Source organism: Kroppenstedtia sanguinis, assembly GCF_050433445.1.
In the GTDB taxonomy this organism is placed as follows: domain Bacteria; phylum Bacillota; class Bacilli; order Thermoactinomycetales; family DSM-45169; genus Kroppenstedtia; species Kroppenstedtia sanguinis.
In genome coordinates this window covers 44,885-69,727 of record NZ_JBNPXF010000018.1, presented here as the reverse complement: position 1 = coordinate 69,727, position 24,843 = coordinate 44,885, and the positions used below count along the sequence as shown (strand labels likewise).

General features: G+C 49.2%; 27 protein-coding genes and 3 pseudogenes. 17 read left to right on the top strand and 13 right to left on the bottom strand.

All coding sequences use genetic code 11. The features are described from left to right. The coding region (locus tag JOD24_RS11635) for a hypothetical protein (protein ID WP_429246949.1) at positions 1-449 on the bottom strand (449 nt) is incomplete at its 3' end. 21 nt (positions 450-470) lie between these two features. Then, positions 471-1,211, bottom strand: a complete 741-nt coding sequence (locus JOD24_RS11630; protein ID WP_380167253.1) for a hypothetical protein — start codon at positions 1,209-1,211, stop codon at positions 471-473. A 66-nt stretch (positions 1,212-1,277) separates the two neighbouring features. On the opposite strand from JOD24_RS11630, the gene JOD24_RS11625 reads away from it, so the two are divergent. Genes JOD24_RS11625 through JOD24_RS11610 form a run of 4 tightly spaced genes read left to right on the top strand, consistent with a single transcriptional unit; the run spans position 1,278 to position 2,366 of the window. Beyond that, complete coding sequence (locus tag JOD24_RS11625) at positions 1,278-1,490, top strand: transposase (protein WP_380167255.1); 213 nt, start codon at positions 1,278-1,280, stop codon at positions 1,488-1,490. An 11-nt stretch (positions 1,491-1,501) separates the two neighbouring features. Further along, on the top strand, positions 1,502-1,894 hold the full coding sequence (locus JOD24_RS11620; protein ID WP_380167257.1) for an IS3 family transposase: 393 nt from the start codon (positions 1,502-1,504) through the stop codon (positions 1,892-1,894). Then, positions 1,891-2,274: a DDE-type integrase/transposase/recombinase gene (locus JOD24_RS11615; RefSeq protein ID WP_380167259.1), complete on the top strand. Its 384-nt coding sequence runs from the start codon at positions 1,891-1,893 to the stop codon at positions 2,272-2,274. The genes JOD24_RS11620 and JOD24_RS11615 overlap by 4 nt, the downstream gene beginning before the upstream one ends. Continuing rightward, positions 2,199-2,366: an integrase core domain-containing protein gene (locus tag JOD24_RS11610; RefSeq protein ID WP_380167261.1), complete on the top strand. Its 168-nt coding sequence runs from the start codon at positions 2,199-2,201 to the stop codon at positions 2,364-2,366. The genes JOD24_RS11615 and JOD24_RS11610 overlap by 76 nt, the downstream gene beginning before the upstream one ends. Before the next feature lie 241 nt (positions 2,367-2,607). Here the strand turns inward: JOD24_RS11610 and JOD24_RS11605 are convergent, their stop codons facing one another. Then, positions 2,608-3,414, bottom strand: a complete 807-nt coding sequence (locus JOD24_RS11605; RefSeq protein WP_380167263.1) for a carbon-nitrogen family hydrolase — start codon at positions 3,412-3,414, stop codon at positions 2,608-2,610. Beyond that, positions 3,411-4,085 carry an MBL fold metallo-hydrolase gene (locus JOD24_RS11600; RefSeq protein ID WP_380167265.1) on the bottom strand — a complete coding sequence of 225 codons (675 nt, stop codon included), beginning with the start codon at positions 4,083-4,085 and terminating at the stop codon, positions 3,411-3,413. The genes JOD24_RS11605 and JOD24_RS11600 overlap by 4 nt, the downstream gene beginning before the upstream one ends. A 102-nt stretch (positions 4,086-4,187) precedes the next feature. On the opposite strand from JOD24_RS11600, the gene JOD24_RS11595 reads away from it, so the two are divergent. Beyond that, complete coding sequence (locus JOD24_RS11595; protein WP_380167267.1) at positions 4,188-4,541, top strand: winged helix-turn-helix transcriptional regulator; 354 nt, start codon at positions 4,188-4,190, stop codon at positions 4,539-4,541. A gap of 378 nt (positions 4,542-4,919) precedes the next feature. Beyond that, a pseudogene (locus tag JOD24_RS11590) lies at positions 4,920-5,606 on the top strand (Tn3 family transposase); the annotation flags it as partial. Between the two features lie 328 nt (positions 5,607-5,934). Here JOD24_RS11590 and JOD24_RS11585 read toward each other — a convergent pair. After that, a pseudogene (locus JOD24_RS11585) lies at positions 5,935-6,153 on the bottom strand (nitroreductase family protein); the annotation flags it as partial. A 413-nt stretch (positions 6,154-6,566) separates the two neighbouring features. On the opposite strand from JOD24_RS11585, the gene JOD24_RS11580 reads away from it, so the two are divergent. Continuing rightward, entirely contained in the window at positions 6,567-6,911 is a 345-nt protein-coding gene (locus JOD24_RS11580; RefSeq protein WP_429246948.1) for a hypothetical protein, read from the top strand. Between the two features lie 319 nt (positions 6,912-7,230). Here the strand turns inward: JOD24_RS11580 and JOD24_RS11575 are convergent, their stop codons facing one another. The 3 genes from JOD24_RS11575 to JOD24_RS11565 form a co-directional block, all read right to left on the bottom strand. Next, a complete protein-coding gene (locus JOD24_RS11575) occupies positions 7,231-7,425 on the bottom strand; it encodes a carboxymuconolactone decarboxylase family protein (RefSeq protein WP_380167271.1) in 195 nt (64 codons plus the stop codon). Positions 7,426-8,016: 591 nt separating this feature from the next. Further along, complete coding sequence (locus tag JOD24_RS11570) at positions 8,017-8,724, bottom strand: hypothetical protein (protein WP_380167273.1); 708 nt, start codon at positions 8,722-8,724, stop codon at positions 8,017-8,019. A gap of 111 nt (positions 8,725-8,835) precedes the next feature. Further along, a complete protein-coding gene (locus JOD24_RS11565) occupies positions 8,836-9,915 on the bottom strand; it encodes an isocitrate/isopropylmalate family dehydrogenase (RefSeq protein WP_380167275.1) in 1,080 nt (359 codons plus the stop codon). A 193-nt stretch (positions 9,916-10,108) separates the two neighbouring features. Here JOD24_RS11565 and nagZ point away from each other — a divergent pair, with 193 nt between their 5' ends. The 8 genes from nagZ to ccpA all read left to right on the top strand — a co-directional run bounded on the left by nagZ (position 10,109) and on the right by ccpA (position 17,166). Further along, entirely contained in the window at positions 10,109-11,842 is a 1,734-nt protein-coding gene (gene nagZ / locus JOD24_RS11560) for a beta-N-acetylhexosaminidase (protein ID WP_429246947.1), read from the top strand. 76 nt (positions 11,843-11,918) lie between these two features. After that, the gene (locus JOD24_RS11555) at positions 11,919-12,338 is read left to right on the top strand and encodes a DUF948 domain-containing protein (protein WP_380167279.1); all 420 of its coding nucleotides are present in this window, start codon (positions 11,919-11,921) and stop codon (positions 12,336-12,338) included. Positions 12,339-12,358: 20 nt separating this feature from the next. Next, complete coding sequence (locus JOD24_RS11550; protein ID WP_380167281.1) at positions 12,359-12,709, top strand: YtxH domain-containing protein; 351 nt, start codon at positions 12,359-12,361, stop codon at positions 12,707-12,709. A gap of 75 nt (positions 12,710-12,784) precedes the next feature. Beyond that, positions 12,785-13,210, top strand: coding sequence for an EamA family transporter (locus tag JOD24_RS11545; RefSeq protein ID WP_429246946.1), 426 nt, complete (start codon positions 12,785-12,787; stop codon positions 13,208-13,210). Between the two features lie 198 nt (positions 13,211-13,408). Then, entirely contained in the window at positions 13,409-13,945 is a 537-nt protein-coding gene (locus JOD24_RS11540) for an RNA polymerase sigma factor (protein WP_380167285.1), read from the top strand. Between the two features lie 12 nt (positions 13,946-13,957). After that, positions 13,958-14,710 (top strand): anti-sigma factor family protein, encoded by a 753-nt coding sequence (locus JOD24_RS11535; RefSeq protein ID WP_380167287.1) that lies wholly within the window; start codon positions 13,958-13,960, stop codon positions 14,708-14,710. Between the two features lie 100 nt (positions 14,711-14,810). Then, entirely contained in the window at positions 14,811-15,902 is a 1,092-nt protein-coding gene (locus JOD24_RS11530) for a bifunctional 3-deoxy-7-phosphoheptulonate synthase/chorismate mutase (protein ID WP_380167289.1), read from the top strand. Positions 15,903-16,125: 223 nt separating this feature from the next. Further along, on the top strand, positions 16,126-17,166 hold the full coding sequence (gene ccpA / locus JOD24_RS11525) for a catabolite control protein A (protein WP_380167291.1): 1,041 nt from the start codon (positions 16,126-16,128) through the stop codon (positions 17,164-17,166). Between the two features lie 465 nt (positions 17,167-17,631). On the opposite strand, the gene JOD24_RS11520 is transcribed toward ccpA, so the two are convergent. Genes JOD24_RS11520 through JOD24_RS11510 form a run of 3 tightly spaced genes read right to left on the bottom strand, consistent with a single transcriptional unit; the run spans position 17,632 to position 20,100 of the window. Continuing rightward, entirely contained in the window at positions 17,632-18,789 is a 1,158-nt protein-coding gene (locus tag JOD24_RS11520) for an acetoin utilization protein AcuC (RefSeq protein ID WP_380167293.1), read from the bottom strand. A 1-nt stretch (position 18,790) separates the two neighbouring features. After that, positions 18,791-19,447 carry a CBS and ACT domain-containing protein gene (locus tag JOD24_RS11515; protein ID WP_380167295.1) on the bottom strand — a complete coding sequence of 219 codons (657 nt, stop codon included), beginning with the start codon at positions 19,445-19,447 and terminating at the stop codon, positions 18,791-18,793. Positions 19,448-19,467: 20 nt separating this feature from the next. Next, the gene (locus tag JOD24_RS11510; protein WP_380167315.1) at positions 19,468-20,100 is read right to left on the bottom strand and encodes a GNAT family N-acetyltransferase; all 633 of its coding nucleotides are present in this window, start codon (positions 20,098-20,100) and stop codon (positions 19,468-19,470) included. A 250-nt stretch (positions 20,101-20,350) separates the two neighbouring features. Here JOD24_RS11510 and acsA point away from each other — a divergent pair, with 250 nt between their 5' ends. Together acsA and JOD24_RS11500 are read left to right on the top strand one after the other, a co-directional pair. Beyond that, positions 20,351-22,057 (top strand): acetate--CoA ligase, encoded by a 1,707-nt coding sequence (acsA, locus tag JOD24_RS11505; protein ID WP_429246950.1) that lies wholly within the window; start codon positions 20,351-20,353, stop codon positions 22,055-22,057. Between the two features lie 64 nt (positions 22,058-22,121). Further along, positions 22,122-22,598 (top strand): GNAT family N-acetyltransferase, encoded by a 477-nt coding sequence (locus tag JOD24_RS11500; RefSeq protein ID WP_380167297.1) that lies wholly within the window; start codon positions 22,122-22,124, stop codon positions 22,596-22,598. On the opposite strand, the gene JOD24_RS11495 is transcribed toward JOD24_RS11500, so the two are convergent. Further along, the gene (locus JOD24_RS11495; protein WP_380167299.1) at positions 22,589-23,149 is read right to left on the bottom strand and encodes a bifunctional transcriptional activator/DNA repair enzyme AdaA; all 561 of its coding nucleotides are present in this window, start codon (positions 23,147-23,149) and stop codon (positions 22,589-22,591) included. The genes JOD24_RS11500 and JOD24_RS11495 overlap by 10 nt on opposite strands. Further along, positions 23,146-24,404, bottom strand: a pseudogene (locus JOD24_RS11490) (APC family permease). The gene JOD24_RS11495 and the pseudogene JOD24_RS11490 overlap by 4 nt, the downstream one beginning before the upstream one ends. Positions 24,405-24,843 lie beyond the last annotated feature (439 nt).

Here is a 24,843-nt window from a genome sequence, read left to right as displayed (position 1 = left end):
CCCAACAAGGTGTACTTGATCGCCAATCCCAGATTGGTAAACGGAGAAGTTGTCCTCCCAAACTCCCACTTTTCCCCTTTCCATCCCAACAGATGAGCCAGGGACTCCACCACCCCGGAATGCTCACTGATCAATGCCCAATAAAAGGCTTCATGATGTCCTGAAATGATTCTGTGGGGAAATGACTTGGCGTAATGCGGGCTTTCCGGATTGTTTAACGGTTGGGCCAAAGTGATGGTCTCGGTTAATTTTGCCGCCATGTAGAGCTGACGCTTAAATTCTATGACATTATTGTCAACCAGGAGCGACTTGATCATCATCATTTTTACGTCCAAAACCATACCACTGAGAAGATTCCACGTAAAGTCTCGCTCTTTTAATCGTAGAACACATTCTACAAATGATTCCTCTCCTTCAACCGCGATCTCTTTCAAGGTCTCCAACTTCATTTGGAACCACCCCTTGTCTGTTTATTTCCACTCTCCCACTTCGTCATTGGTCAGACCAGACCCTGCCGGATCCCTGATCCAGTCTTCTTTCCATTCACCGTCCAGTTTATTTTTATCTTTGGGTACTACCCTAAACAAGCGGCTTTCGATCATTTCTTGTGAAAGTCTTTGCTTTTTATAACCCTTATCATTCAATGCTGCCTCAAGCATTTTACCAGCTTCCACTGTATCTGGATCGTCACTAGTCTTCATCTCTTCCGTTTTTCTCTCGATCCAGTCTCTACTCATTTGTTTACCATGTTTCGTTTGACCTAGTCCTGCATCAGGGCCGAGCTTCGCTTCGGCAATTACGATGTGCTCAATTTCTCCCTTACTGTTTTTCTTCATGTAAAGTCCATCTAAACCGTTGTTGCTTTTCACTTTTGTGGGCAATGATTCGTAACCCTCCGGGATACGCCTGCTCATCAGATACTCACCCATGACCGATTTGACATTGGACAGATCTTGTGGTCTTCTCTGCTGACCCAGCAATTTCTTGTATGTTCCCGGAACATCATCCAATTTAAAGTCAAGTCTCTGGAATTCATCGTATAACGCATCCAAATCTTTTTGTCTGTTGAAGTCACGGGGAATTTCGATAGCCTTACCTTCACGGGAGCAGGAATTGCCGGCACGTGACTGGCTGGCACAAGCAAGACCGTGGAGAAAGTTAACTACGCCTTTATCAGCTACTTTTGTTGCTTTTCCGGCTTTAGTTGGCAATGGGAGGGCTGTGGTTTACTGAGACATCCAGCACCCGGTAGAAAAACCATTCATGGAGGGACAAAGATGAAGCGTCGTCAATGGAGCAGTGAAGAAAAAGTGGCGATTGTGTTGGAAGGTTTGCAACAGAATCGATCGATCTCAGAAGTTTGCCGAGAGCATCAAATCTCGCAGGCACTTTATTACCAATGGAGGGATGCCTTTTTAGAGGGAGCCAAGGCGGGACTCCGTCCCAAGAGACGTGGGAAAAAAAGATTGCGGAATATGAACGGCTCGTAGGCGAATTAACCATGCAGATCAAGGTATTAAAAAAACGGTACCCCTTCCCTGAAGGAAGGACTCCCCTTGATTCGGAAATGGGTGGAAGCCAACGAAGTCACGGTTTCCGCTGTCTGCAAGGTGCAGCGTTTCAAAAAGGGGTGGATTCAACACGATCCTGTCCCCGACAGAAAACCTTGGCTCAAGAGATCAAGCGCCTGGCCAGTGAGTATCCGACCTTTGGTTACCGCCGAATCTGGGCTTTGCTTCAACGAGAAGGTTATCCCTGCAACCAGAAAACCGTTTACCGGGCGATGAAAGAGATGAATTTGTTGCAAAAGACGATTCACTATGAGGCTAAACGGTCCATTGGGGACCGGCCCGCCGATCCAACGGCCCGAACCAGCGATGGCATATGGACATGACGAAGGTGTGGTCGCAAGAAGGATGGGCTTATCTGGTTGCGATGATTGACGCGTACGATCGGCGAATTGTGGGCTTTGATACGCAAGCCTTTTACAGAGATGATGAAGCCATCGATGCTCTCCATCTCGCGGTGAACCAAACCTACCCCGAAGGGATTCGCGAAGCCGATTCCAGACTGAAACTCGTACACGATAACGGTTCCCAGTTTACCAGTCGCGACTTCCAGAAATCCCTGGATACCCTGGGCATTGTATCGATTTGGACCGCCTATAAGCATCTCCAGTCCAACGGCTTGATCGAGCGATGGTTTCGCTCTCTCAAGGAGGAAGAGGTCTGGCTACACGAAATACCCCTATCAGCGAGGTACGAGAGGCGGTGAGTCGATATGTACACTGGTATAACGAGGAACGCCCTCATTCTTCTTTACGGTACAAAAGCCCCATGGAATACCACTCCATGTTGGCTGCATAAAGAAGACACGATCCCGGTTCACCAGCTCTCGGCCAGCTCCACACCAGGTCTCGTGCCCTTGTTCCAAAAGTTTTTTGGGATGCGAGTCTCAGTTAAATAAGTGGTATGTGTGTTGCGTTTTCAGGGTAACATTACATCAATAATAAAGTACAATCCTAAAGTAATCGCTAAAACACATATTAAGGTGCCTATTCTTATTCAGGATAAGCATCGTTTGATGAGGATAGGCTTTGATATAGTTCTACTTTGCATACTTATAAACATCCGGTCTTAGGTTTTTGAATATTGGGATTTTTTGTTGTTGTTCTGCTACTTTCTGTAAATCTACTTCTACGGTTATGATTTCTTCCTGGTTGTCTGCTTCTTCTACAATGTTTCCATTTGGATCAATGACCATAGAGTGTCCCGCGTATGTGTTGCCGACATGATTTTCATTATTCACATCTCCCACACTGTTACATGCAATAACATAGACACAATTCTCTATGGCTCTTGCTTTCAATAGTGATCTCCAATGATTCAAGTTTTTTGTTGTCCACTGTGCAACATAGAATATGATTTTTGCACCTTTAAACGATGGATAACGTGTAATTTCTGGAAAGCGTAAGTCGTAACAAATAATTTGGCTCACTTTGGTATCATTAATTTCAAATACATCTGGAACATCATTTCCAGCTGTTAAATAATGATGTTCATCTAACATCGGAACGAGATGTATTTTATCTTTTTGATAGAGAAGTTCACCCGTTTTTGATACCGCAAAGGCTGTATTATAAATGTTGTCCTCTCGTTTGTTTGAAACTGAGCCGGCAATAATATCCACGTTATGTTTGACTGCTAAACATTGGATAAAAGGAAGGCTTCTTGTTAAATCGATATCTGCTTGTTCTTCTAAATGTTGTAAATCATAACCGTTATTCCACATCTCAGGTATCACAACAACCTCAGTATCTGCCTCGAGCTTTTCTTCAAAAAGGGCTTTAATACGGTTTTCGTTTTGCTCAACTTCTCCTCCTATAATCTCGATTTGAAATAATTGTATTTTCATCTTTCTCTCTCCTTTTCATATCTAAATTTATAAATGGTATATAAATCATCATTGTATTTAACATCTTCGCCATGTGATGAAGATATGATAGAAGGTTTAAGTTCATCTATGATTTGCCCGCTATTAATATTTTCATCCATATCAACTGTGAACTTTTGAATCGGTGGGTGTAAGCTTTCAGAACTAGAAATGAACAAGTCCCCAGTTAGCAGCACATTATCATCTTTATGATGGTATATTACATGTCCCGGAGCATGACCGGGTGTTAAATAGACGTCTAGGGGTAACGTTTTAATGATATTGTCACTTAAAGCTTCAACTTGATATTCAACATTGGTTGTTTCTTTTTCTATCTTGTTTGGATACGGTTTTTCACCATTGATAAAGGGGATTTCGATTTCGTGCGCATAAATACGAATTTTTAATTCATCTCGTAAATACTTGGCTCCATTAATATGATCCAGATGACCATGTGTCAGTAAGATACCTTTGGGAGTACCTAAAGATTTAGCCGCGTTCAACTGCATATGTGCATGGTCTTCCATCCCAGTATCGATGATGTAAACATCCTCAGCGTCCACCACATACCACGTATTGATTTTAACAGGAATGCCAACAACGGTTTCATAAGTAAGTCTATAAACATGTTTAGAGATTTGAACAAATTCCAATTCATATACCTTCCTTTCAATTATTTGATACCATTAGTTTAGTAAAGAAAAAAAGGTGTAACAAGAAGGCACATTTTTGTTACTACCCATTGGGGGGATAAAATGTCAGGCTTCAAAAGTGATCAATATGGTACTTGTACGTTAACTGTGAAGCGCGCTTGTCCAATCGAATTAACGATGCATATTATTGGTGGTAAATGGAAATGCATCATTTTATCTTTATTGTCACAATCACCAATGTATTACAATGCAATGCGTCGTGAAATACCGGGTATTACGCAACGTATTCTTACACTACAACTTAGAGACCTTGAAAAGGATGGCATCATTGAAAGAGAAGAAACAAACGAAAACCCTAAGAAAGTTTTATACTACTTAACAGCTCTTGGAGGAGATCTTGTCCCAATACTTGAATCCATAAAGACATGGGGTAATGCTTATATGAGAAAGCAATAAGAAGGTTTAAAAAAGATGATTTCGATATTTAGTCGAAATCATCTTTTAGTGTGATAACATTTCTAGTGGGGTCCCGCCAGCAATTTGGCAAAATTCTGCGCTAAGCCGATAATTAGCGGAAATTTCCCTTGGATCGCTACCTAACCAAAGCCCCCGCCAATCTCGGCGGGGGCTTTGGTGCTTTATATAAAAGTCACGAAGGAAATCCGCGGGAGTATAGACGGCAAAGTGCTCCCGAATCTCCTCCGTGTGAAAAACCATGTCGCCGGTGACGAAGATATCCGGCTGGGCGAGCATCGTCGAGACCAAGATGGGGTCCCGTATCGGGGGGGCTTCAAAGGCGGTGGTATCCGATGGGGTATAAACCAGTTCAAATTCCAGGTCTTTGGGTTGGCTCACCTGTTCGGGTTTCGTTTCGCTTCACGTCTGCGGGATCTGGACAGTGCCCGGCTGTTAACCATGGAGAAGGCGGACCGGTTCCCGCGCTTGAAGGACTTTTTGCGATACAAAATCCGGATCAAGACGATCGAGAAAAACTACGACGACGTGCTTTGGATGGGACACTCCATTCAACAGGCGATGGTATCCACGGCCCTGATCATGGGGAAGATCGGGTCGTACAAACGGAAAAATGGGCTGTCCGAGCCCTTCAGGAGATGGGAAGGATCGAAAAAACGATTTTCCTACTCGATTACGTGTCGGACAATGCTTTGCGGCGCCGGGTGCAACGAGGCCTGAATAAAGGAGAATCCATGAACTCCCTCGCCCGCGCCTTCTTTTTCGGGAAGCGAGGGGAACTTCGGGAGCGTGCCCTCAATGACCAATTGCAACGGGCGAGTGCGCTGAGTCTGTTGATTAACGCGATCAGCGTATGGAACACCGTCTATTGGCGGAATCCATGGAGGTGCTCCGCAAACCTGCCCGATCCCGAACCCCTTGCTGTCACACATCCCCCCTCTGGGGTGGAACCATATCAACTTTCTGGGGGAATACAAGTTTCCTCTGGATCACGTCCCCGGCCTGAATAACCTTCCCGAAGTCTCGGCAATCTTCAGCTCTTTCTAATGAGGGTAAAACAGTATTTATAGAACAGTAGCTCATAAATCTAAAGAAATTGACCCAACAGGAAAGGGTATTCACCAAAATACTATCAAAAATAATAAAGAACCTCATGATTACTTTATTGAGCATAGCACCACTAAAACTTATGAGGCTCGTAAGAAAGCAAATAATCAACTGCTTTAGATGCATTTAAGCACTTCTCGGTACGCTTCAATAAATTCTTTGCCTACCGTGACTGAGCCAAAAACCAGTCAATTTATCGACTGGCTTTTGTTTTTTATCTGTTATCAATTCGATTTTATCAAGGCATGGCTTTAGCAGGGCACTTCTGTCAGCGCCATGCCACAAGCTTTTCCATATCATTTCTCGTTTTGGAACGCTTCGGTTCTTCTTGCCGGTAGCCTAATGCCATTATAACAGCACTTTGAAAGTTTCCCAGCAAGTCTTCATCTGCCAGTATACGGTTAACTTCCGCATAATCAAATCCCTCCATCGGGCATGAATCAATGCCGATTAACGCTGCAGCAGTCATCATATTTCCTAATGCAATCAGGCGTGTTGATTAACCAAAATAAGTATAAAACATACGAGTTCGTCGAAGGTGATCAAACAATAGTAGAGCCCATTCAGCAGGGAGTTGTGAGCTCCACAGATCCTGGACATGATGAAATCTTGCGGGTTTTTTCACACGGTAAAGCCAATGCAACAAGACATAAGCGATGCAAGCGCCCAAAAGCTACCCATAAACCGCGTTCATCGTGGTCCCGAAGAGGTGCTTCACATTGATACCCTCCATAAGGAGTTTTTTCATTTACAATAACCAATTATTGTAAATGTATGCAGAATATAACGCGGAACATTCAGAAGAGTCAAGTTGAAAGGCAGAATACTAGATGATTTATCCTTAAAAAATTGTGACATATAGGATAGGATACAGATAGTTCCCCACAAAGGAGGGCTATTATGTGGTTAGGATACAAAAGCGGAGCTTTATTTTTATTGATTAGTTTTTTTTTCGTTGGATGCAAGTCTGAAGAGGTCTTTCCAGGGTCAGTTGAAGGTGTTTTTATAGGTAACAAAAAGTTAGGTGTTTCAATTTATAAAGTGGAAGGAGGAAAGATCAATATGGAGGAGAGGAAAACGGTGAATTTAATTATGGTAAAGATCCTGGGGGCAATAGAAGAGCAAGAGAGACAAGGTACTAAAGCATTGGACTTTATGAGGGCCGAATATGGTCACAAAGTAACCGCCAGATTTGTGGGTTCCTCCAAAACGGAAGCTCCGACCTCCGGGCTTTCTCTATCATAATAACGAGGACATTGCAATAGCTCTTTTAAAGCAGGGAATTTTAAAAGTCGACAGGGATTCAAAGTACGCTAAATATTATCCTGAAAAATTCCAAAAATATCTCGATGCAGAATCGATTGCTGAAAAGAGAGAGTAGGGGTTGTGAAGACATTTGAATCTAGGATACAACGTAGGTGCGATCGAAGATTCCAGTATATCCGACCATACCGCTTCTTTCAACAACTTACTTTAATTGAAGCAACCTGGGAGCATGCCCGTTGAAACCGGCAGTTCCATGCATTGATGATGTTGATCCCCATGAGCAGATCGACGATTTTTTTCATCGAAATGGTTGCGTATACGATCGTAAACGTCGCTGGGTACGCCAGCTTCCGACAGCTTCGTTCGTCGCAGATTCGGTCAACTCGATTATGGCTCGTTCTGCCTCCGAGTAGATCGGAACTTCCCGCCATACGGATAGCAGCAAGATTCGGTCCATGCTCTCGCCCATTTGAAGCAAATCTTTGGAGTGCATGTCGATGCAGTAGGAACAGCCGTTGATCAGCTCTTCGGTAATTCATTCGAAGTTCCATCGTTGATCTCCCCGTCTTTTGATTTTGGGTTTTCATAGATTAGACAGATGGGGGTTCCAAATAGTGACCTCGGCTTTGTTCAAAATAAAAAAACTGATTTAGCCCGGAGGGATGTTTTCTTTACCGTATCACCAGAATCGTGTCTGGTCCTTGTGAAGAGTGGGAGAGACCTGTGTTTGCAAGAGATCGGGGACGGTCACACAGGCCCGCCTCCCGGCAATGAACTCACCCGGTACACCTTGTAATCAAGGGAGGGGTTAAAATGGGGAGAAAATATATTATTATCGTTCTCTTTATGATTTCAGTATCATTCCTGATGTTTTCTATGTTTGGGAGCTCCATGACAAGTCAGGCTCCGACGGTTGGGATGCTAGGGGCTCTCCTCACAATTATTGCGATCCCTTATTTTCTGAAGAGTAAGGATTGAAAAAGTCGGCTCCATTTGTGAACTCTTGCATTTTTGCTCGAACAGGAACACCCCAGAGTCCATCCTGGACCCTGGGGTATAAAAAGCAGGCGAGAATCTGATCCCTTCACTCAATGGAGAGGTGCAAGGGACCCACCTTTTTCATGGAGAAGTTCAGTTTGGCATGGAGATCGGATTCCAGATGGACAAACTGGTATCGTTGCGCCACGGTTTTGGTTTTCGGATCGAAGGGGGCCACCACCAGTGAATCCTTGTATGTATCGACCACTACCACAGGAGACTTTCCGTCAGAGACGAGAAAAAACTTCTGATTTTGGGCGATCAAACTGCCGCTGGAATAAGAGACGAATATCATCAGACCCAACAATACGATGACAGCGGCCAGATGGGCGATACGATTTCCTTTTTTGGTGAGTTGGAAAAATAATAACAGCAGACCGGCGCAGAGCAGAAAGTAGAAAATGAGGGTGAACAGGTGGGTTCGACTCAGGGAGAAGCTCACTTTCATTCCGATGACGATGGCGACAGCAACGGTGATAAAGAATGAAAACAGATGCGGACCGACTTTCTGGAGCCGGGGTACCGTAACGGACAGGAACGCGATGAACAGAGTGAAGATGATTACACAGATGGACAAGACCACCGAGTTGAGATTGATTTCCACAAACATGGAAGGTAGCTGAAAGTGGGATTTATAGCCCAGGTCACTCAGATACGCCGAGAAGTAACCCAAACCGGTGATCCCGGCTAACAACATGCCTTCCGGAGCCAGGACGGTCATTTTCTGAAGTAAGGTCCTTTTCTCACCGGGCATGGATCACACCCCCTTGTGATTTTTTCGCTACAATGATTATATAGAAGCTTCAAGGTCTTTGGAAATGAAAAAAGGCTCCGTCCCGCAGGACAGAGCCCATAAGGTTATCGATTACATTTGCAAGCTTTTCCACACTTCCAGCTTGGTCTGCACCTTTTCGATCACTTCAGAAGTGAATTCGGTGGTGGTGGCGCTCCCCCCCAGGTCTGCCGTGCGATGTCCATCCTTCACGGTTTCGATCGTGGATTCATAGATAGCACGGGAAGCGAGGGAGGCTTCCTCCGTATTGAGGTGGGTCAAAAGGGAGGCGACAGCCAGAATCATCGCCATCGGGTTAGCCAGATTCTTGCCGAAAAGGGCGGGAGCGGTACCGTGAGGGGCCTCCGCCATAACTACCTTGGGGTCGAAACTCTCATCAAAACTCATCAGAATTGACTCCGAACCGGCGATGGAGCCGAAGAGTTGCAGAACCATGTCACTCAGGCAGTCGCCATCTCGATTGAGAGCCGGGATTACCAAGGAATCACCGGTGTTGTTCAGGAGCAGCGCATAGGTGGCGTCAATCAATTGCGGTTCATAAGCCACCTCGGGGTACTTTTGGCTGACGGCATCCATCTCTTCCTTGAGCATGCCCTCATAGATCGGACTCACGGTGTATTTGGGTCCGCCGAAAACCTTGGCATGGGTCCGTTTGGCATGACGAAAGGCGTATTCGGCCACAGCGCGGCAGGTTTTCCGGTCGATGGATTCGGTTCGCCAAGAGATTTCATCCATTCCTTCGCCTTCCCGCCATTCTTTGGCACCATAAGCATCTCCCACCGCCATCCGGATTACCGAGATGGGAGCAAAAGCACCTGCAACGGGGCGAACCCCGGGAATGCGGCGCCCGGTGCGGATAATCACCTTTCCATCAATCTCTTTGCGCAGAATGGCATTGGGACTGCCTACATCCCCTTTAGCTTCGGGGGTGACGGTGGCCGCCTTGATACCGTATCCCGCTTTTTTCATGGCCCGGGCCGCCTCGTATACGACTTCGTTTTTGGTGTTGCGGCGGTTTTCCAGACTCAAGTCAAAATTTTGGAGCTCAACTTCAAAACCGATCACTTCCGGATCGAGAACACGCAAGGATTCTTCCAAGAGCTCCTGACCGGTCTGATCACCTTCCAGAACGACGATAGTTTTTTTATCCAACGGGATCACCTCTTCAGTTATATCCTTCCCTATTATACCGGTAGCCTCATCTGTGTACCACACCGGCGAACATTCAAAATAGGAAATAAGGCTTCTTCAATTGGAAGAGAGGGCGGGATATAATGAAGGGGATCTTTTTCGACGATTCAAAGGAGTGGTGAGTTTGTCTCCTTCCCTTCGGGGTGGACTGCTGTTGATACTGATTTTGGCTGTGGCTGTTCTTCCATCCTCTGATCCCGGAGCAGGAGGGGGGCGGATCGATTGGTCTCCAAAGGCGGAGGGAAAACAGCTGGAAGGGACGATTCAGGATAGGATTGGGAAAATGACCCTGGAACAAAAAGTGGGACAGATGTTTATGGTCGGTTTTCATAACGATGACCAGCCCGCACAGGAAATGAACCAGCAAATCCGGACACTGATCCGGGATTATCATGTGGGTGGAGTGATCCTGTTTGACCGCAACATCGGCGATCCACGGCAGACGGCGGAGTTGAACAACCGTTTGCAGCACTTGGCTCTGTCTACCTCTCCGGGAATTCCTTTGTTGATCTCTACGGATCAGGAAGGAGGGAAGGTGGCCCGCATTCGCGAAGGCGTGACACAGTTTCCTGGAGGGATGACGTTGGGAGCTTCGGGAAATCTGGATCTCTCCCGTCAATCCGGTGAGGTGATCGGTAGTGAGTTACGGGCGATGGGGATCAACATGAATCTGGCTCCGGTTCTGGATGTGAATAACAACCCGAAAAACCCGGTGATCGGATCCCGTTCCTTCTCTGGTGATCCCGAGCAGGTGGTGAAGATGGCTTCCGCCCAGATTCAAGGGTATCAGGATAGTGGGATGTTGACCGTAGTCAAGCATTTCCCCGGACACGGGGATACCTCAACCGATTCACACGTCAATTTGCCTACAGTCCCTCATTCCATGGACAGGCTCAATCGGGTAGAACTGGTTCCCTTCAAAGAAGTTTTGAACCAGACGGATGCGGTCATGTCGGCTCATATTACTTTCCCGGCGCTGGATGATACCCCAGGACTCCCTGGCACTCTCTCCCAGAAGGTGTTAACCGGTTTATTGCGGGAGGAGTTGGGATATGATGGGGTGATCATGACCGATGATCTGGAGATGGGGGCGATCGTGGATAACTTCTCTGCGGAGGAAGCAGCGACCCGGGCGGTAAAAGCCGGTGCCGATATTTTGCTCATCTCTCACGATCTGACCCGCCAACAGGCCTCCATCCGGGGAATTCTAGATGCTGTCAAAAAGGGGGAGATCTCTGAAGCCCGTATCGATCGCTCCCTCCAGCGCATTCTCCATCTCAAAGGAAAGCGGACGGGGGCGACTTCCGTTGCGGAACAGCCCATCACCCCAGTGAACCAGGTGGCGAAACGGGTAGGGACTTCCCGTAATGAGCAAGTAGCCGAGGCGACGGCAAAATCCGGTTTGACTCTCCTTCAGGATGCACAGGGTCTGATCCCTCAGACACCGGATCCACAGAAGAAACTGCTGGTGGCGTCTGTCGCCGGAGTACGGGAACTGGACAAGTCCTTGCAGAGTTACGGATTCTCCACGCAACATCGGGAACTGGATCCCGATCCGTCACAACAGGAGAGGGATCAATTGGTGAACCAAGCAACCGCGGTGGACGGGGTGATCGTCGGAACCTCCCAGGCCGAGAATCATCCTGGACAGCGTCAGTTGGTCCAAGCTTTGTCAGCGAGGGGAATCCCGGTGATCGTTCTCGGATTGGATACGCCTTATGAAGTTTCAGCATTTCCGAAAAATGTAACCTATCTAGCTCTCTATGGTTATGATTCACATTCGATGAAGGCAGCCGCCGGTGCAATTGCTGGCAAAGTCTCAGTCCGTGGCAAACTTCCGGTGACCATTCCCGGTCGGTATCCGGCAGGTCACGGGTTGGACAGATAAGCAACTATGAATGGAACAAATCCGCTTTAGAAATGGAAAACTCCTTTTTGGAGAATCCTGTAAAGGAGGTGTGGACTTGATCATTGAAATCAGTATCGCTGTTGCTTCTCTGGCTTTTGTCGTTCTAGTGACGGCTGTTGTGCTTTCGTTGCGGAAGGTGAACCAGACGTTGGATTCGGTGGATCAAACGTTAAAAGAAGTTCGCCCCCAACTGGAGGAGGTTGCTGACGAATCTCGCAAGACGTTGATTGAAACGAGAAAGCTGATTGATGATGTAAATCAGAAAAGCCAACAGACCGATGTTTTTTTTGAATCCGTTCAGGGCTTGGGTCACAGCTTTCAGGAATTGTCTACCGGAATCGCTCGTACAGCTTCCGCTCAGAGAGAGCGCCTGGCCAATGTGACGGCTCTGGTGGGCACTGGGTTGGAATTGCTGAGAAAGTGGCGTTTGGAGAGACATTCTAATAAAAAAGAGAAAATCAAGCGGGTTAAATAATATGAAAGGGGACGGTTGAGATGGGTAAAAGCAGTGGCAACGGAAAACTATTTTTTGGTGCAGTGGTCGGAGGTTTGGTCGGGGCGGCCACAGCCATGCTCCTCACGCCCAAGACGGGCCGTCAAATGCGCAAGGAGCTTCTGGAAAGCCTGGATGACGCACAGGAGACATTCAAAAACCGCTCCGGTGAGATGGGTCGGTTTGCAGGCGATCTGAAAGAGGCTGCTACGGAGAAATGGATTGAGATCAAGGATACGGCTACAGAATCCTTAAAAAAATCCAAAGGGGAAGGTTTGGAAGGCTCTGATGTGAAGTCTGAACAGGATTGGGTAGAGATCCGGGCCAAATCAGATTCAGACTCGTCGGACTGACCAGCTTTCTGTAGGAAGTCTATCCCTGCCTGTCCACGCATATAGATGGGACAAACAGTGGGGACGGGGGTAGACATGAATAGTAAAGAATTGATCTATGCACTGTTGGCGGCTTTCAGTTTCGGAGTGGCCCCCATTTTTGAAAAACTAGGGTTAGCCCGTACGGAACCGACGATGGCTTTGTTTCTCCGGGCGTTGGTGACGACAGCCCTCATTTCTGTCTATCTCTTTATGACAGCCAGAAGTGGGAAGTTAGCCGTGCCCGACCTGCAGTCTCTGATCTATGTTCTGCTGGGAGGGGTATTTGGAGTTCTTTTTGCCCAGTATTTTTATTTTAAGGCTCTCCAGTTCGGAGAAGTGGGACGTGTCATGTCCGTAGTGGGAAGCTTTCCGGTCCTAGCTTTCCTGCTGTCCGTGGTGATCTTTGGAGAGGTGATTACGGTCTCCAAAGTGGCCGGTGTGGTTCTGGTGGTTTGTGGCGTGTTTCTTCTGAGCGATTAAATGCATTTCGGTTGCTATATGAGAGCAAATGAAAGTATACAGCTTCATAGCCCACCCCATTTACGCTGGGGTGGGTTGTACTTTTCGCTGAAACATGTTTTGGTATCATATAATGGGAATTGGTATTGAATCTATGGATAAAGGAATCTAGATTAATAAATAGAGAGACCTAAGAGAATGGGAAACAGGAGGATTTCCATGAGCAGTCTTGATGAAACGCAAAGAAAAACTGTCACGGACGAGTTTCTGGAACGCCTCCAGGAACATCGGCGCTATCTGTACCATATCGCTTACCGCTTGACAGGCAATGCAGAGGATGCCAAGGACTTGATGCAGGAGACCTTATGGCAAGCTCATCGCAAATCCAACAAATATGTATACGAGAAATCGCTGAAAGCATGGCTACGTACCATGATGACCAATCGCTTCAGAGACCAAAAAAGGAAAAAAAGCTTGAAACTGGTCGCCCTGGAAGACGCGTTTATACAGTCAGAGCCACCTCACTCAGTCCATGTCTCCGTGGAGGAGCAAGTGGAGCAACGGATGATGTTGGAAGAAGTGAAGGCGGAGATCCGGGAGCTTCCCGAGATTTACCGTCGGGTGGTCGAGCTCCGACACTTTCGCGGATACTCCTATGCGGAGGTCAGTGAAGCTCTGGATCTCCCAGAAGGGACAGTGAAAACCCAGTTGTTTCGCGCGCGGAAGATGTTGAAAGAGCGACTTTCACGAAAGTAAGGAGTTCAATGGATGTCTTCTTGTAAGGATATGGATCGTCTGATCCAACTCTATGTGGACCAGGAAATTGAAGAGGCGGACCGGATCAGACTGAGGGAACACGTGGCGGAGTGTGAAACCTGTCGCAACGACCTGCAGGAGATGATCGACCTGGTCCAATCCCTGGAAGAAATCCGAAATCATCGGGCTCCGTCCGAATCCGTCGTCTGGGTCAATCAACTGATTAAATGGGCGGCTGTCTGCACCTCGATCGCATTTCTGATGGTTTTTTTCCCTGGAATGTCTCAGCATCGGAGCACTTCCATCAGTAAAATGGCCGCTGGTACCGGGGGCGGGGAAGGGGAGGTTATTGAGAAGCCCCATCATCTAACGGTGTTTGCCACGCAAGGGGAGAAGCTCCACATTCCAGAGAACGATTATGTCCAGGTGATTCCTCCGAAAAACGTCTTGAAGGAGGCGCCATTGGAAACTGCTTTGGTCTACCCGAGCGCCCTTCCTTTCATCCTGGACGGTAAACCGGATTGGTTCAAAGAGGTGAAGCGATTTGTCTTTGTACGGGTTCCTGATGATAAAACCATGGGAATGATTCTGGCTGCATCAGGGCTCTCGCCGGAAAAGAATCGTTGGGAAAAGACTCATTTCCCCCTGTCGGTGATTCTTGTCACTGGGAAAAACCCCCGTATGAAAACATTCACCTTCCCTGATAACGAACAGAAAATTTCTCGCTGGTTTGACCGAATGGCGGCTACACCTGTAGTTCGTTGATGTAGAGCCGAAAATAATATCAATCCCCAAAAGCTCCCTGACAAGTGGCTATGTTTTCGATATAATTAACCTTAAAAATTTCTAGAGGGGAGCTTTGAAGATGGGCCACGAACTGGATCGACTCCGGCAGCAGATGGATGAGATCAATATGCAGCTTTTAGAATTGTTGAGTCAACGAGCCGAATTGGCACAGCGGATCGGAGAAGTCAAAAAAACGCAGGGGATCCATCGTTTTGACCCTGTCCGGGAAAGGAACATGCTGGAGAAGCTTACTGAGGTCAATCCCGGTCCCTTCGATGATGACACCATTCGTCACCTGTTTAAACAAATATTCAAGGCTGCCCTTGACCTGCAACAGGAAGACCATAAGAAGGCACTTCTGGTCAGCCGGAAACGGCAACCGGAAGATACGGTGGTACAGGTGGGAGAGGTTTCCGTCGGCGGAAATTCAAAGACCGTGGTGGCAGGTCCCTGTTCTGTGGAGTCCGAGGAGCAGGTCCGTCAAGTGGCCCAGGCTATACGTGATCAAGGGTTGACCCTCTTGCGCGGGGGTGCCTTCAAACCGAGGAGTTCCCCTTACGATTTTCAGGGATTGGGAGAAGAAGGACTTCGCATCCTGCGGAAAGTGGCGGATGAATTTCAGTTGAAAGTGGTCAGCGAAATCGTCAACCCTGCGGATATTGAACGGGCTGAACGCTACATCGATGTAATTCAGATCGGGGCCCGCAACATGCAAAACTTTGAATTGTTAAAGGCGGCGGGCGCCTCCCGGCTCCCTATCTTCCTCAAACGGGGCATGTCTGCAACAGTGGAAGAGTTCTTGTTTGCGGCGGAATACATCGTATCCAGAGGGAACAGTCAGGTCATGCTCTGTGAGCGAGGGATTCGCACCTATGAAAAATGGACCCGAAACACCTTGGATATCTCGGCGGTTCCGTTGTTGAAACAGGAAAGTCATCTGCCTGTTTTCGTCGATATCACCCATTCCACAGGTCGGCGCGATATTCAGCTCCCCATCGCCCGAGCGGCTCTCGCGGCAGGAGCTGACGGAATCATGTTAGAGGTACATCCCGATCCGGCAGTCGCCCTATCGGATGCCAATCAGCAGATCGATATCCCGCAGTTTGGAACCTTTATGGATGAGATGAGGAAGAGCGGTGTTCTTCCGGCGGCAGATCCTGTCATCGGCTGATTTCGAATGATTCACTTAGAGGCTAAGATAGTTCACATCAGTGAGGAGCGACCGGCCTGAAGGGGCCGGTTTTTTTGTGTATAGCGGGACAGAATATAAGGGATGACGTGGGGAACGGAGAGCATCTGTTATCAAATTGTCAAAGGCGACCTCCTTTTTTCTTTGCAGGTCCATGGCTTTTGTCGTATCCTTGGAACTAACAAAACAACATTGGGTGTGAACTATGGACAGAAAAAAAGAAACCGTCACCATCTATGATGTAGCCAGGGAGGCAGGGGTTTCCATGGCTACCGTCTCCCGGGTTGTCAATGGGAATCCCAACGTCAAGCCCTTGACCCGAAAAAAAGTGCTGGAAACGATCCGACGTATGGGGTACCGACCCAACGCCGTGGCCCGAGGACTGGCCAGTAAAAAAACCACCACGGTCGGTGTAGTGATTCCCGATATTTCCTATGCGTTTTTTGCAGAACTGACTCGAGGCATCGAAGATATCGCCAATATGTACCATTACAACATCATCCTGTGCAATTCCGACCTGAAAAAGAACAAAGAGCTGCAATTAATTGAGGCCCTTTTCGAAAAGCAGGTAGACGGGTTGCTCTTTCTCGGCGGGGAGGTGACAGAAGAACACCGGGAGATTTTTTCCGGATCGGATATCCCCGTCGTTTTGGCCGCCACCCAGGATGAGAAAGTAAAAAATCGTCCCTTTGTCACCATTGACCATGTACAGGCGGCCAAGGAGGCGACAGGGATTCTGATCCGAGAAGGTCACCAACGGATCGGATTTGTGGGGGGACCTTTGACGGACCCGATCATTGGGTATCCCCGCTACCTGGGGTACAAGGAAGCCCTATCGGAAAGTGGGCTCCCCTTTGAGGAAAAGTGGATTCAGCTGGGAAACTACCGTTATGATACCGGATTGAAAGCGACCAAGGAATTGTTGATGATGGAGGAGGGACCGACGGCTATCTTCGCTGTCAATGACGAGATAGCGGTAGGGGCGATTCACGCGGCCCAAGATCTCGGCAAGCGAGTGCCGGAAGAGATCTCGGTGATCGGTTTTGATAATATTCCCTTGGCTACCCAGGTTCGTCCTCTGCTGTCCACCGTGGCGGTACCGATGTATGATATTGGGGCGGTGGCGATGCGTCTGTTGACCAAATACATGAATGGTGAGCCTATCGAGAATAACCAAGTGGTGCTGGAATACCGCCTGGAATTGCGCGACTCCACCCAACTTAAAGAGACACCTGATAGCGTGTAGCCTAGGAGAAAAGACAGAGGAGAATTCCCTTTAACAAAAAAAGCCGGACTTCCGGCTTTTTTTGTTGGGGAGAAGTGTGTTGATTAGCCGTGTTGCGGTGTCCTGCAAGAAAGTGGAGACAGTCTGCTCCGAAACTTCCCAGCAGGCAGGGAAAAGCCGGGAGGTCAGCAACACAAGGGGGTATGTTGCCCCTAGAAACGTTGTGAACCCTTGCGTTCTCCGACGGTCGGGATGGGGTTTCATATTTTCGGTATCAAAGTTCTGACGATCCAAAATCGCTCCGTATGAAACCCCATCCTCCCTGTATAGCGCAGGGAGCATAGTCATGATTGGGTCTGGATCTTTTCACCATACTTCTACTAGGCATACTCTCGAAAGATTTCTCCACTCAGCTCATTGAGATGGTAGTGGCTGTGGAGCATCAGGTCGCTTGGGTAGCGCATGATTCCATTTTGCTACTCTTTTTTATTCAGAGAGACCGACCATCCGCAGTACTTGGTAGACGGTCCGTTTATTTTTTTGCGTGATCTCCTCCCGGCGGGGAATCGGTTCAAACAACCCCTCCGGGTCGTGCAGGGTATCAGGGAGGGGCTGTGGACTGTGGGGTTGCCACTTTTCCAGCCAGGAACGGGGGATCTCCATTTCACCCAGAGGCTGTCCTGACATCTCCCCCCACAGATAGGTCCAGGCTCGGGGAACCACCCGCCAAATATCGTAGCCGCCACCCCCCACAGCGATCCAGCGGCCGTCACACAGCTCATGAGCCAGTTGGTGGATCACCTGGGGGATCACGCGGTAGATTTTCATGGTGGCGGACAGGTGGGTCTGGGGATCGTAGTGATGTGCATCACAACCGTGTTGGGACAGGATGACATCAGGTTTAAAAGACCAGGCGATCCGGGGAACCACCTGTTGAAAGGTATCCAACCAGGATGCATCTTCGGTGAAGGCATCCAGCGGCACATTGATGCAAGCTCCTAATCCGGCGTCGTGGCCTCGTTCATATACATTTCCGGTTCCGGGGAACAAATAGCGCCCTGTCTCATGAATGGACAGAGTCAGCACCTCCGGATCGTGGTAAAAGGCCCACTGGACCCCGTCTCCATGGTGTGCATCCGTGTCTATATAGAGAACGCGTGCCTGGTATTTTTGCCGGATCTGGGCGATGGCGACAGCGGCATCATTATAGATGCAAAAGCCAGAGGCTTTCCCACGCAGGGCGTGATGCAATCCTCCGGAGAGGTTGAGTGCGTGCTGGGCTTGTCCACTCATCACGATTTCTGCTGCTTCCAGGGTGCCACCTGTGACCAGGGCTGACGTTTGATGGATTCTGGGGAAAACAGGGTTATCCTCGGTTCCCAGACCATACTCCTCCAGTCGTTCCTGGAGGATGTTCTCCTGATCCGCTTCCTGGACCACCGTAATATAATCCCGATCGTGAACCTGGGAGAGTTCCTCATCTGTGGCCAGTCGGGGCGGGTGCAAGTGGTGATCCTGCAAGCGACCGAGAGTTCGGATCAGATCCAAAGTGGGCTCCAACCGGCGATTGTCAAAGGGGTGGCTGTCACCGAAACGATATCGGAGCAAGCCTTCGCTGTAAATAAGCCGGGCTTTCTCCTTCACGTCACACTCCTCCCTCGGGATGGGGAGTGGTTCGCGGCCAGAGCACGCGGTGTCCTGCTTGTTTGATGTTGTCGATGATCTTGCCGAGGTCCTTCGCTTGGACGCGGAAGACGAGTTTAAGATGATGTTTTTTTGGGCTTTTTTCCAATAGGACGCTATTGATATTGATCCGATGATCACCAAAAATGGCCGCCACCTCTGCCAGTATCCCGAATCGATCCTCCACCTCCACTTCCACGTGTTGGCCGGGATGGTCCACTCCGAATATTTCGATTAACCGGTGAAGGATATCGGTTGCAGTCAGGATTCCCACCAGTTTCTCTCCCTGTAGGATCGGTAAGCATCCCACCCGATGCTCATACAGGAGTCGAGCCGCATCCTCCACGAAATCCAGAGGATGAGCAGTGATCAGCTGACGAATCATAACTTTGGAGACCGGTCGGTGCAGGAGATCCTGCCATCTCACCCCCTCAGGATCGAGGCTGGATGGAGAAGCGCCGCGCAGATCCCGGTCGGTAACCAGGCCCACCAGATCCTCTCCGTCCAAGACGGGCAGATGGCGAATTCGATGTTTCTTCAATAGGTGGATGGCATCACCGATAGAAGTAGCGGGAGTGATCGAGTGAATCTGTCGGTGCATGATCTCTTCAACCAGCATGTCGATTCCTCCTTTAGCAGTCAGTACAGATATCGATACTGAAAACGAAGTCTATCAAATTTTTCCATCGAATCCAGCGGTACATTTTTACCGATCCGCGCCATCAAACAGTTGGCAGGATGAGCAGTGATTTCTGGATCATCTGTGGCAAATCGTTCCAGACCTGCACTGGACATCACCTTTTCCATCACATTTCGGTATTCCCAAACGGACAGGCCGGTTCCGTTCAGATCCCAGTGCCAGTAGTACTCCGTAGAGATGACGATGTAGTTCTCCATGTGGGGATCGGAGAAGGCGACCTGGAGCAGGTTGCGGGCCACATGATATCGACGGTAGGGAGCGGCCACTTCAATCGCCCCCAGTTCCAGAAGATCGGCCATGCGGCTTTTGGACCAGTGCTCTAAGGGATCGGGATAAAGAAAAGTGACATAACCGATCACTTCCGCCTCAGTTCGGGCGATAATGATTCTTCCTTCCGGCAGGCGGGAGATTCCGATGATGGCTTCCCGTTGTTCTTCAGGTGGGCGAAATGCGACCAGGCCGGGGTGAAAGGGGAAGCGTTCCAGTGTCTCAGGGGAGACGGACCCTTCCGCCGTAAGTGTTCCCCTCTCTGTTTTCCACTGGATTTGGTGATACTCTTTGATATGCTCCATCACAGTATGAGAGACACCTCCATCAGGTGTGATCGCCCCAAAAAGGTCGTTAGAACCCTTGCCTGGGATGGGGAAGCCTTCTAGGGCAGATAACATTGCGAATCTTCCCATCTATGATATAATTATAAACGATAAACCCATGCTCTAAACCAGTCATTTTTGGCGTTTCTCCAACAAAGGTTGTGGTCCGTCCAGTGACTCCGTCCTGATAAAAAGAGGAGGGAATGAGTTGACACAAAAACAAGGGGAAATGATTCCGGCTATGACGGAAGGAAACAATCTCACATCCTACGAAAAAGCTTATGAAAACTTCGACTGGAAGGATGTGGAGAAGGAATTTTCTTGGTTTGAAACCGGTAAAGTGAATGCAGCCTATGAGGCGATTGACCGACATGTCGACTCCAAGAATGGAGACAAGGTGGCCCTACTCTACAGCGATGCGCAACGGGATGAAAAATATACCTTCCGGGAGATGAAAGAGCAGTCCAACCGTTTTGGAAATGTCCTGCGCAAGCTGGGAGTCCAGAAGGGAGACCGGGTATTCATCTTCATGCCCCGCAGTCCGGAATTGTATTTCAGTTTTCTGGGGACTGTGAAAGTGGGAGCCATCGTGGGACCCCTCTTCGAGGCTTTCATGGAAGCGGCGGTCAAGGACCGTCTCGAAAACAGCGAAGCCACCGCACTTGTGACGACCCCGGAACAGTTGAAGCGGGTCCCGGTGCAAGAACTTCCCCATCTGAAGCATATCATCCTGGTTGGAGCAGATGAAGGCGATCTGAAAGAAGGGGTTTATAGCTTTGAAAAAGAGATGAAGGAAGCTTCCCCTGAACTGGAGATCGAATGGATGGACCGGGAAGACGGGATGCTCCTTCACTACACCTCAGGTTCCACCGGCAAACCCAAAGGGGTTCTCCATGTGCATAACGCCATGATTCAGCATTATCAGACGGGGAAATGGATCCTGGATCTCAAGGAAGACGATGTTTATTGGTGTACTGCAGATCCAGGCTGGGTGACAGGCACTTCTTATGGGATTTTTGGCCCTTGGCTCAATGGCGTGACCAATGTGATCCGCGGTGGACGGTTTAAACCGGAGGATTGGTATAAAACCCTGGAAACCAACGGCGTGACGGTCTGGTACAGCGCCCCCACATCCTTCCGGATGCTGATGGGAGCCGGCGCCGATTTGGTGCGAAAATTTGATCTGTCCAAGGTTCGCCATATTCTGAGCGTAGGGGAACCTTTGAACCCGGAAGTGGTCCGTTGGGGGTTGAAAGCCTATGATCGCCGCATCCATGACAACTGGTGGATGACAGAGACCGGTGGCATCCTCATTTCCAATTATCCCGCCATGGGGATCAAACCAGGTTCCATGGGTAAACCCTTCCCCGGGATTGAGGCGGGGATCATCGATGATGAGGGCAATGAACTGCCTCCGAATCAGATGGGCAATCTGGCCATCAAAACCCCATGGCCAGCGATGATGCGAAAGATTTGGAAAAATGAACCTAAATATCAGGAATACTTCCGGGTTCCGGGTTGGTACATTTCCGGGGATTCAGCCTACCGAGATGAAGACGGTTACTTTTGGTTCCAGGGCCGGATTGACGATGTGATCAATACCTCTGGTGAACGGGTCGGCCCCTTTGAAGTGGAAAGTAAGCTGGTGGAACACCCGGCGGTAGCAGAGGCGGGGGTCATCGGCAAACCGGATCCGGTCCGGGGAGAGATTATCAAAGCTTTCATCGCTGTTCGTGCAGGTTATGAGCCTTCAGAGGATTTGAAAGAAGAGATTCGTGCCTTTGTCAAAAAAGGTTTGGCAGCTCATGCCGCCCCGCGGGAAATCGAATTCAAAGACAAACTGCCCAAGACCCGCTCCGGTAAGATCATGCGTCGGGTGTTGAAAGCATGGGAATTGGATCTACCCACCGGAGATTTGTCCACGATGGAAGAATAAAAGAGCGGAGATCACAGCGCGACCCGGTGTCGCGCTTGTTTTTTGCGGAAAAGGAGAGAGGAACATGAGGATCGGACTGGCTGTCCCTTCAGAAGTGGAGAGCATTAAGCAACACGCCTGTCAGGCGATGGAGGAGGGGACTTTATATCGCACCCGACGACTCTCGGAAGAGCGGGTGCAGGATCTGACGGAAAAGGTCTTGGAACGTGGCGGTGAGCATTGGGTGGCGACAGAGGGAGAGGAATTGCTGGGTTGGATATTGATCGGACCCCACCGGGATTTTTTTTCCGATGAAGCGATTGGATTTATATATGAATTGTATGTGTTTCCCGACCACCGGGGGAAAGGCTTGGGAGAAAAATTGATGAAAACGGCTTTACAACAACTCCAGGCCAAGGGATACCAGGAGATCCGCCTCAACGTCTTTGCAGGAAATCCCGCAACCCACCTTTACCGTAAATTGGGGTTTACAGAGCGACAGGTAATGATGGGCCGACAGTTGGTTTCCAATCCATACGCAGATAACAGAAATCAAACCTGACCACGGAGCCTTCTGAAGGTAGATGGAGAGACTCCCATCCTTCTTCGGAAGGCGAGATAAAATCGGTCAGGGGTGTTAAAGCCCACTTCCAGAGAGATCTGCAGGTTATTTTGTTCCCCGGTCAACAACAACTGCTGGGCTTTTTGAATGCGAATGTCCGTGAGATATTGCTTGGGACTGATTCCCTCATGTTCCTTGAACAATCTTTGCAGATGGCTAGGGCTGACACTGAAGCGGGCAGATAGTTGACGAAGTGTCCATTGGTTTTGGTATTCACGTTCCAGCAACAACTTGACGTCCCGGATCAGATCCGGTACAGGTTCATACGGGGTGAAGAGGTCAGGCCGGCAGCGCTTACAGGGGCGATATCCCTCTTGCCGGGCCTCCTCCCGGGTTCGGAAATAGGTGATGTTCCTCCTGTGAGGCGGCTTGGATTTGCAGGAGGGACGGCAATAGATGCCAGTGGTTTTCACTGCGTAATAAAAGGAACCGTCATAACGGGAGTCACACCTGATCACAGCCTGCCACATCTCCTCTGCAGATCCATTCATACTCCACCCACTTCCCCTATATATTTTCTCCATTGTACATAAAAGAAGTAGGTCACGCACACCCCGGCAGGGATCAAGAGTTGCAGTCCCAGGAAGGGAAGGGAGAGGCAAAGCAGAAGCAGGGATGCACCCCCGCCCACCCAAGGGCCGGACTTGACAGGAAACAGTTTGCAGGCGGCTGCCATGGACAGGAAATAAACCATCATCCCTAGGGCGTTTGGAATGAACAGCAGTTGAGTGAAATGAACTCGAAGGAGGGTGGTGCCGAGTACACCGGACCCTGCAAAAAGGATCACCAGCCAAATTACACGAGCTGCCGTTCCCCTCTTGGGATGGGTTTTTTGCAGGGAGCGGGGAAACGCACCATCCCGGCTCAAAGCATAGCCTAACTGTCCCAGACTAGCCACAAAGGCGTTGGTGGTGCCAGTGCAGATGATGAAGGCCAGCAGTGCGGTGATCCGTCGGGCTTCGAACCCGAGGGAACGGTGGATCATCTCTCCCAGGGGAGAGGCATCTGTTGTCAAACTGCCATAAGTTCCGCTGCCGATGGTGACTAGGCTGAGCAAAAGGAAGAGAATACCGATGATGAACGCGCTGATCATTGAACTGCGAACCAAATCACGGTCCGGTTGCCGGAAACGGTCAGCCAGGTTACAGATGGCTTCCCAACCGAAAAAAGACCAGAATACCAGAGTCAGGGCGGTTCCCACTGAGGGCCAGCCGTGAGGAAGAAAGGGGCGGAAATTTGCCCATTCCATCAACGGCAGGGTGGAGACGACAACGATCAGAAGCAGGATGAGTAAGATGGAACTGAGGGACAGGGAGACCCTTCCGCTGATCCGGATTCCAAAGTGATTGGAGATTCCCGCGATTAGCAGGATGAAGCAGGCCAAACCGGCGGTTTCCCACTGGGAGATGTGAAAGGCGTTTCCGATATATGTAGCCCCCGTCAAAGAGACGATCATCTGGCCCACGGCAGCAGCCAGAAAATAAAACCAGCCCACCAGGTTGCCCGGATTTTTCCGAAGGCCATCCGGACAAAGGTGGCGGCCCCTCCTGCATCGGGGTAAACGCGAGACATGACGGCAAAGGTGTAGGCCAACGGAAAGCTGAACAGGATCACGATCAGCCAGGACAGGATCGAGGCTGGGCCTGCCACGGTCGCTGTCCGGGCGGATAGAAACAGTATACCGGAGCCGAGAATGGCAGAGATGTACAGAGCGACTGCCTGCGGTAAGGTAATGGTTCGGTTCATTTTTCTCCCCCCTGTAACCTGTTTATCACAAGGGGATAGTCACAGTCGTCCGCTTTTTTTGCGGAGTAATTCGGGATGACAAAAAGATAGAAAAAACCAGGGCTGTTGATTAACTAGAAAATGGGCGGTGGAAGGGAGTCGTGTGCTACCATAGCCAGACCCAGGAGCGGAAGCGATCCTGCCGCGACTTGTGCCCTATGAGTGTAACGGTCGCAGAACACGATCTACCCACCTAAAATATGGTTAATCAATGCCGACTTGATCTCCAAAGCGAATAATTTGTGTGATCGCTTGTTCTATAGTGAAATTGTTTTTACGATAAGGGATCCATCTGAATGATTTAATGCTTCCTGAAAGTTAAAGGCGGAAAGCAGGTACGGGCCGACTCCTATGTTCCCGGCCGTGAAATCATCTCGCGGAAATACACCCAGTTTAATGA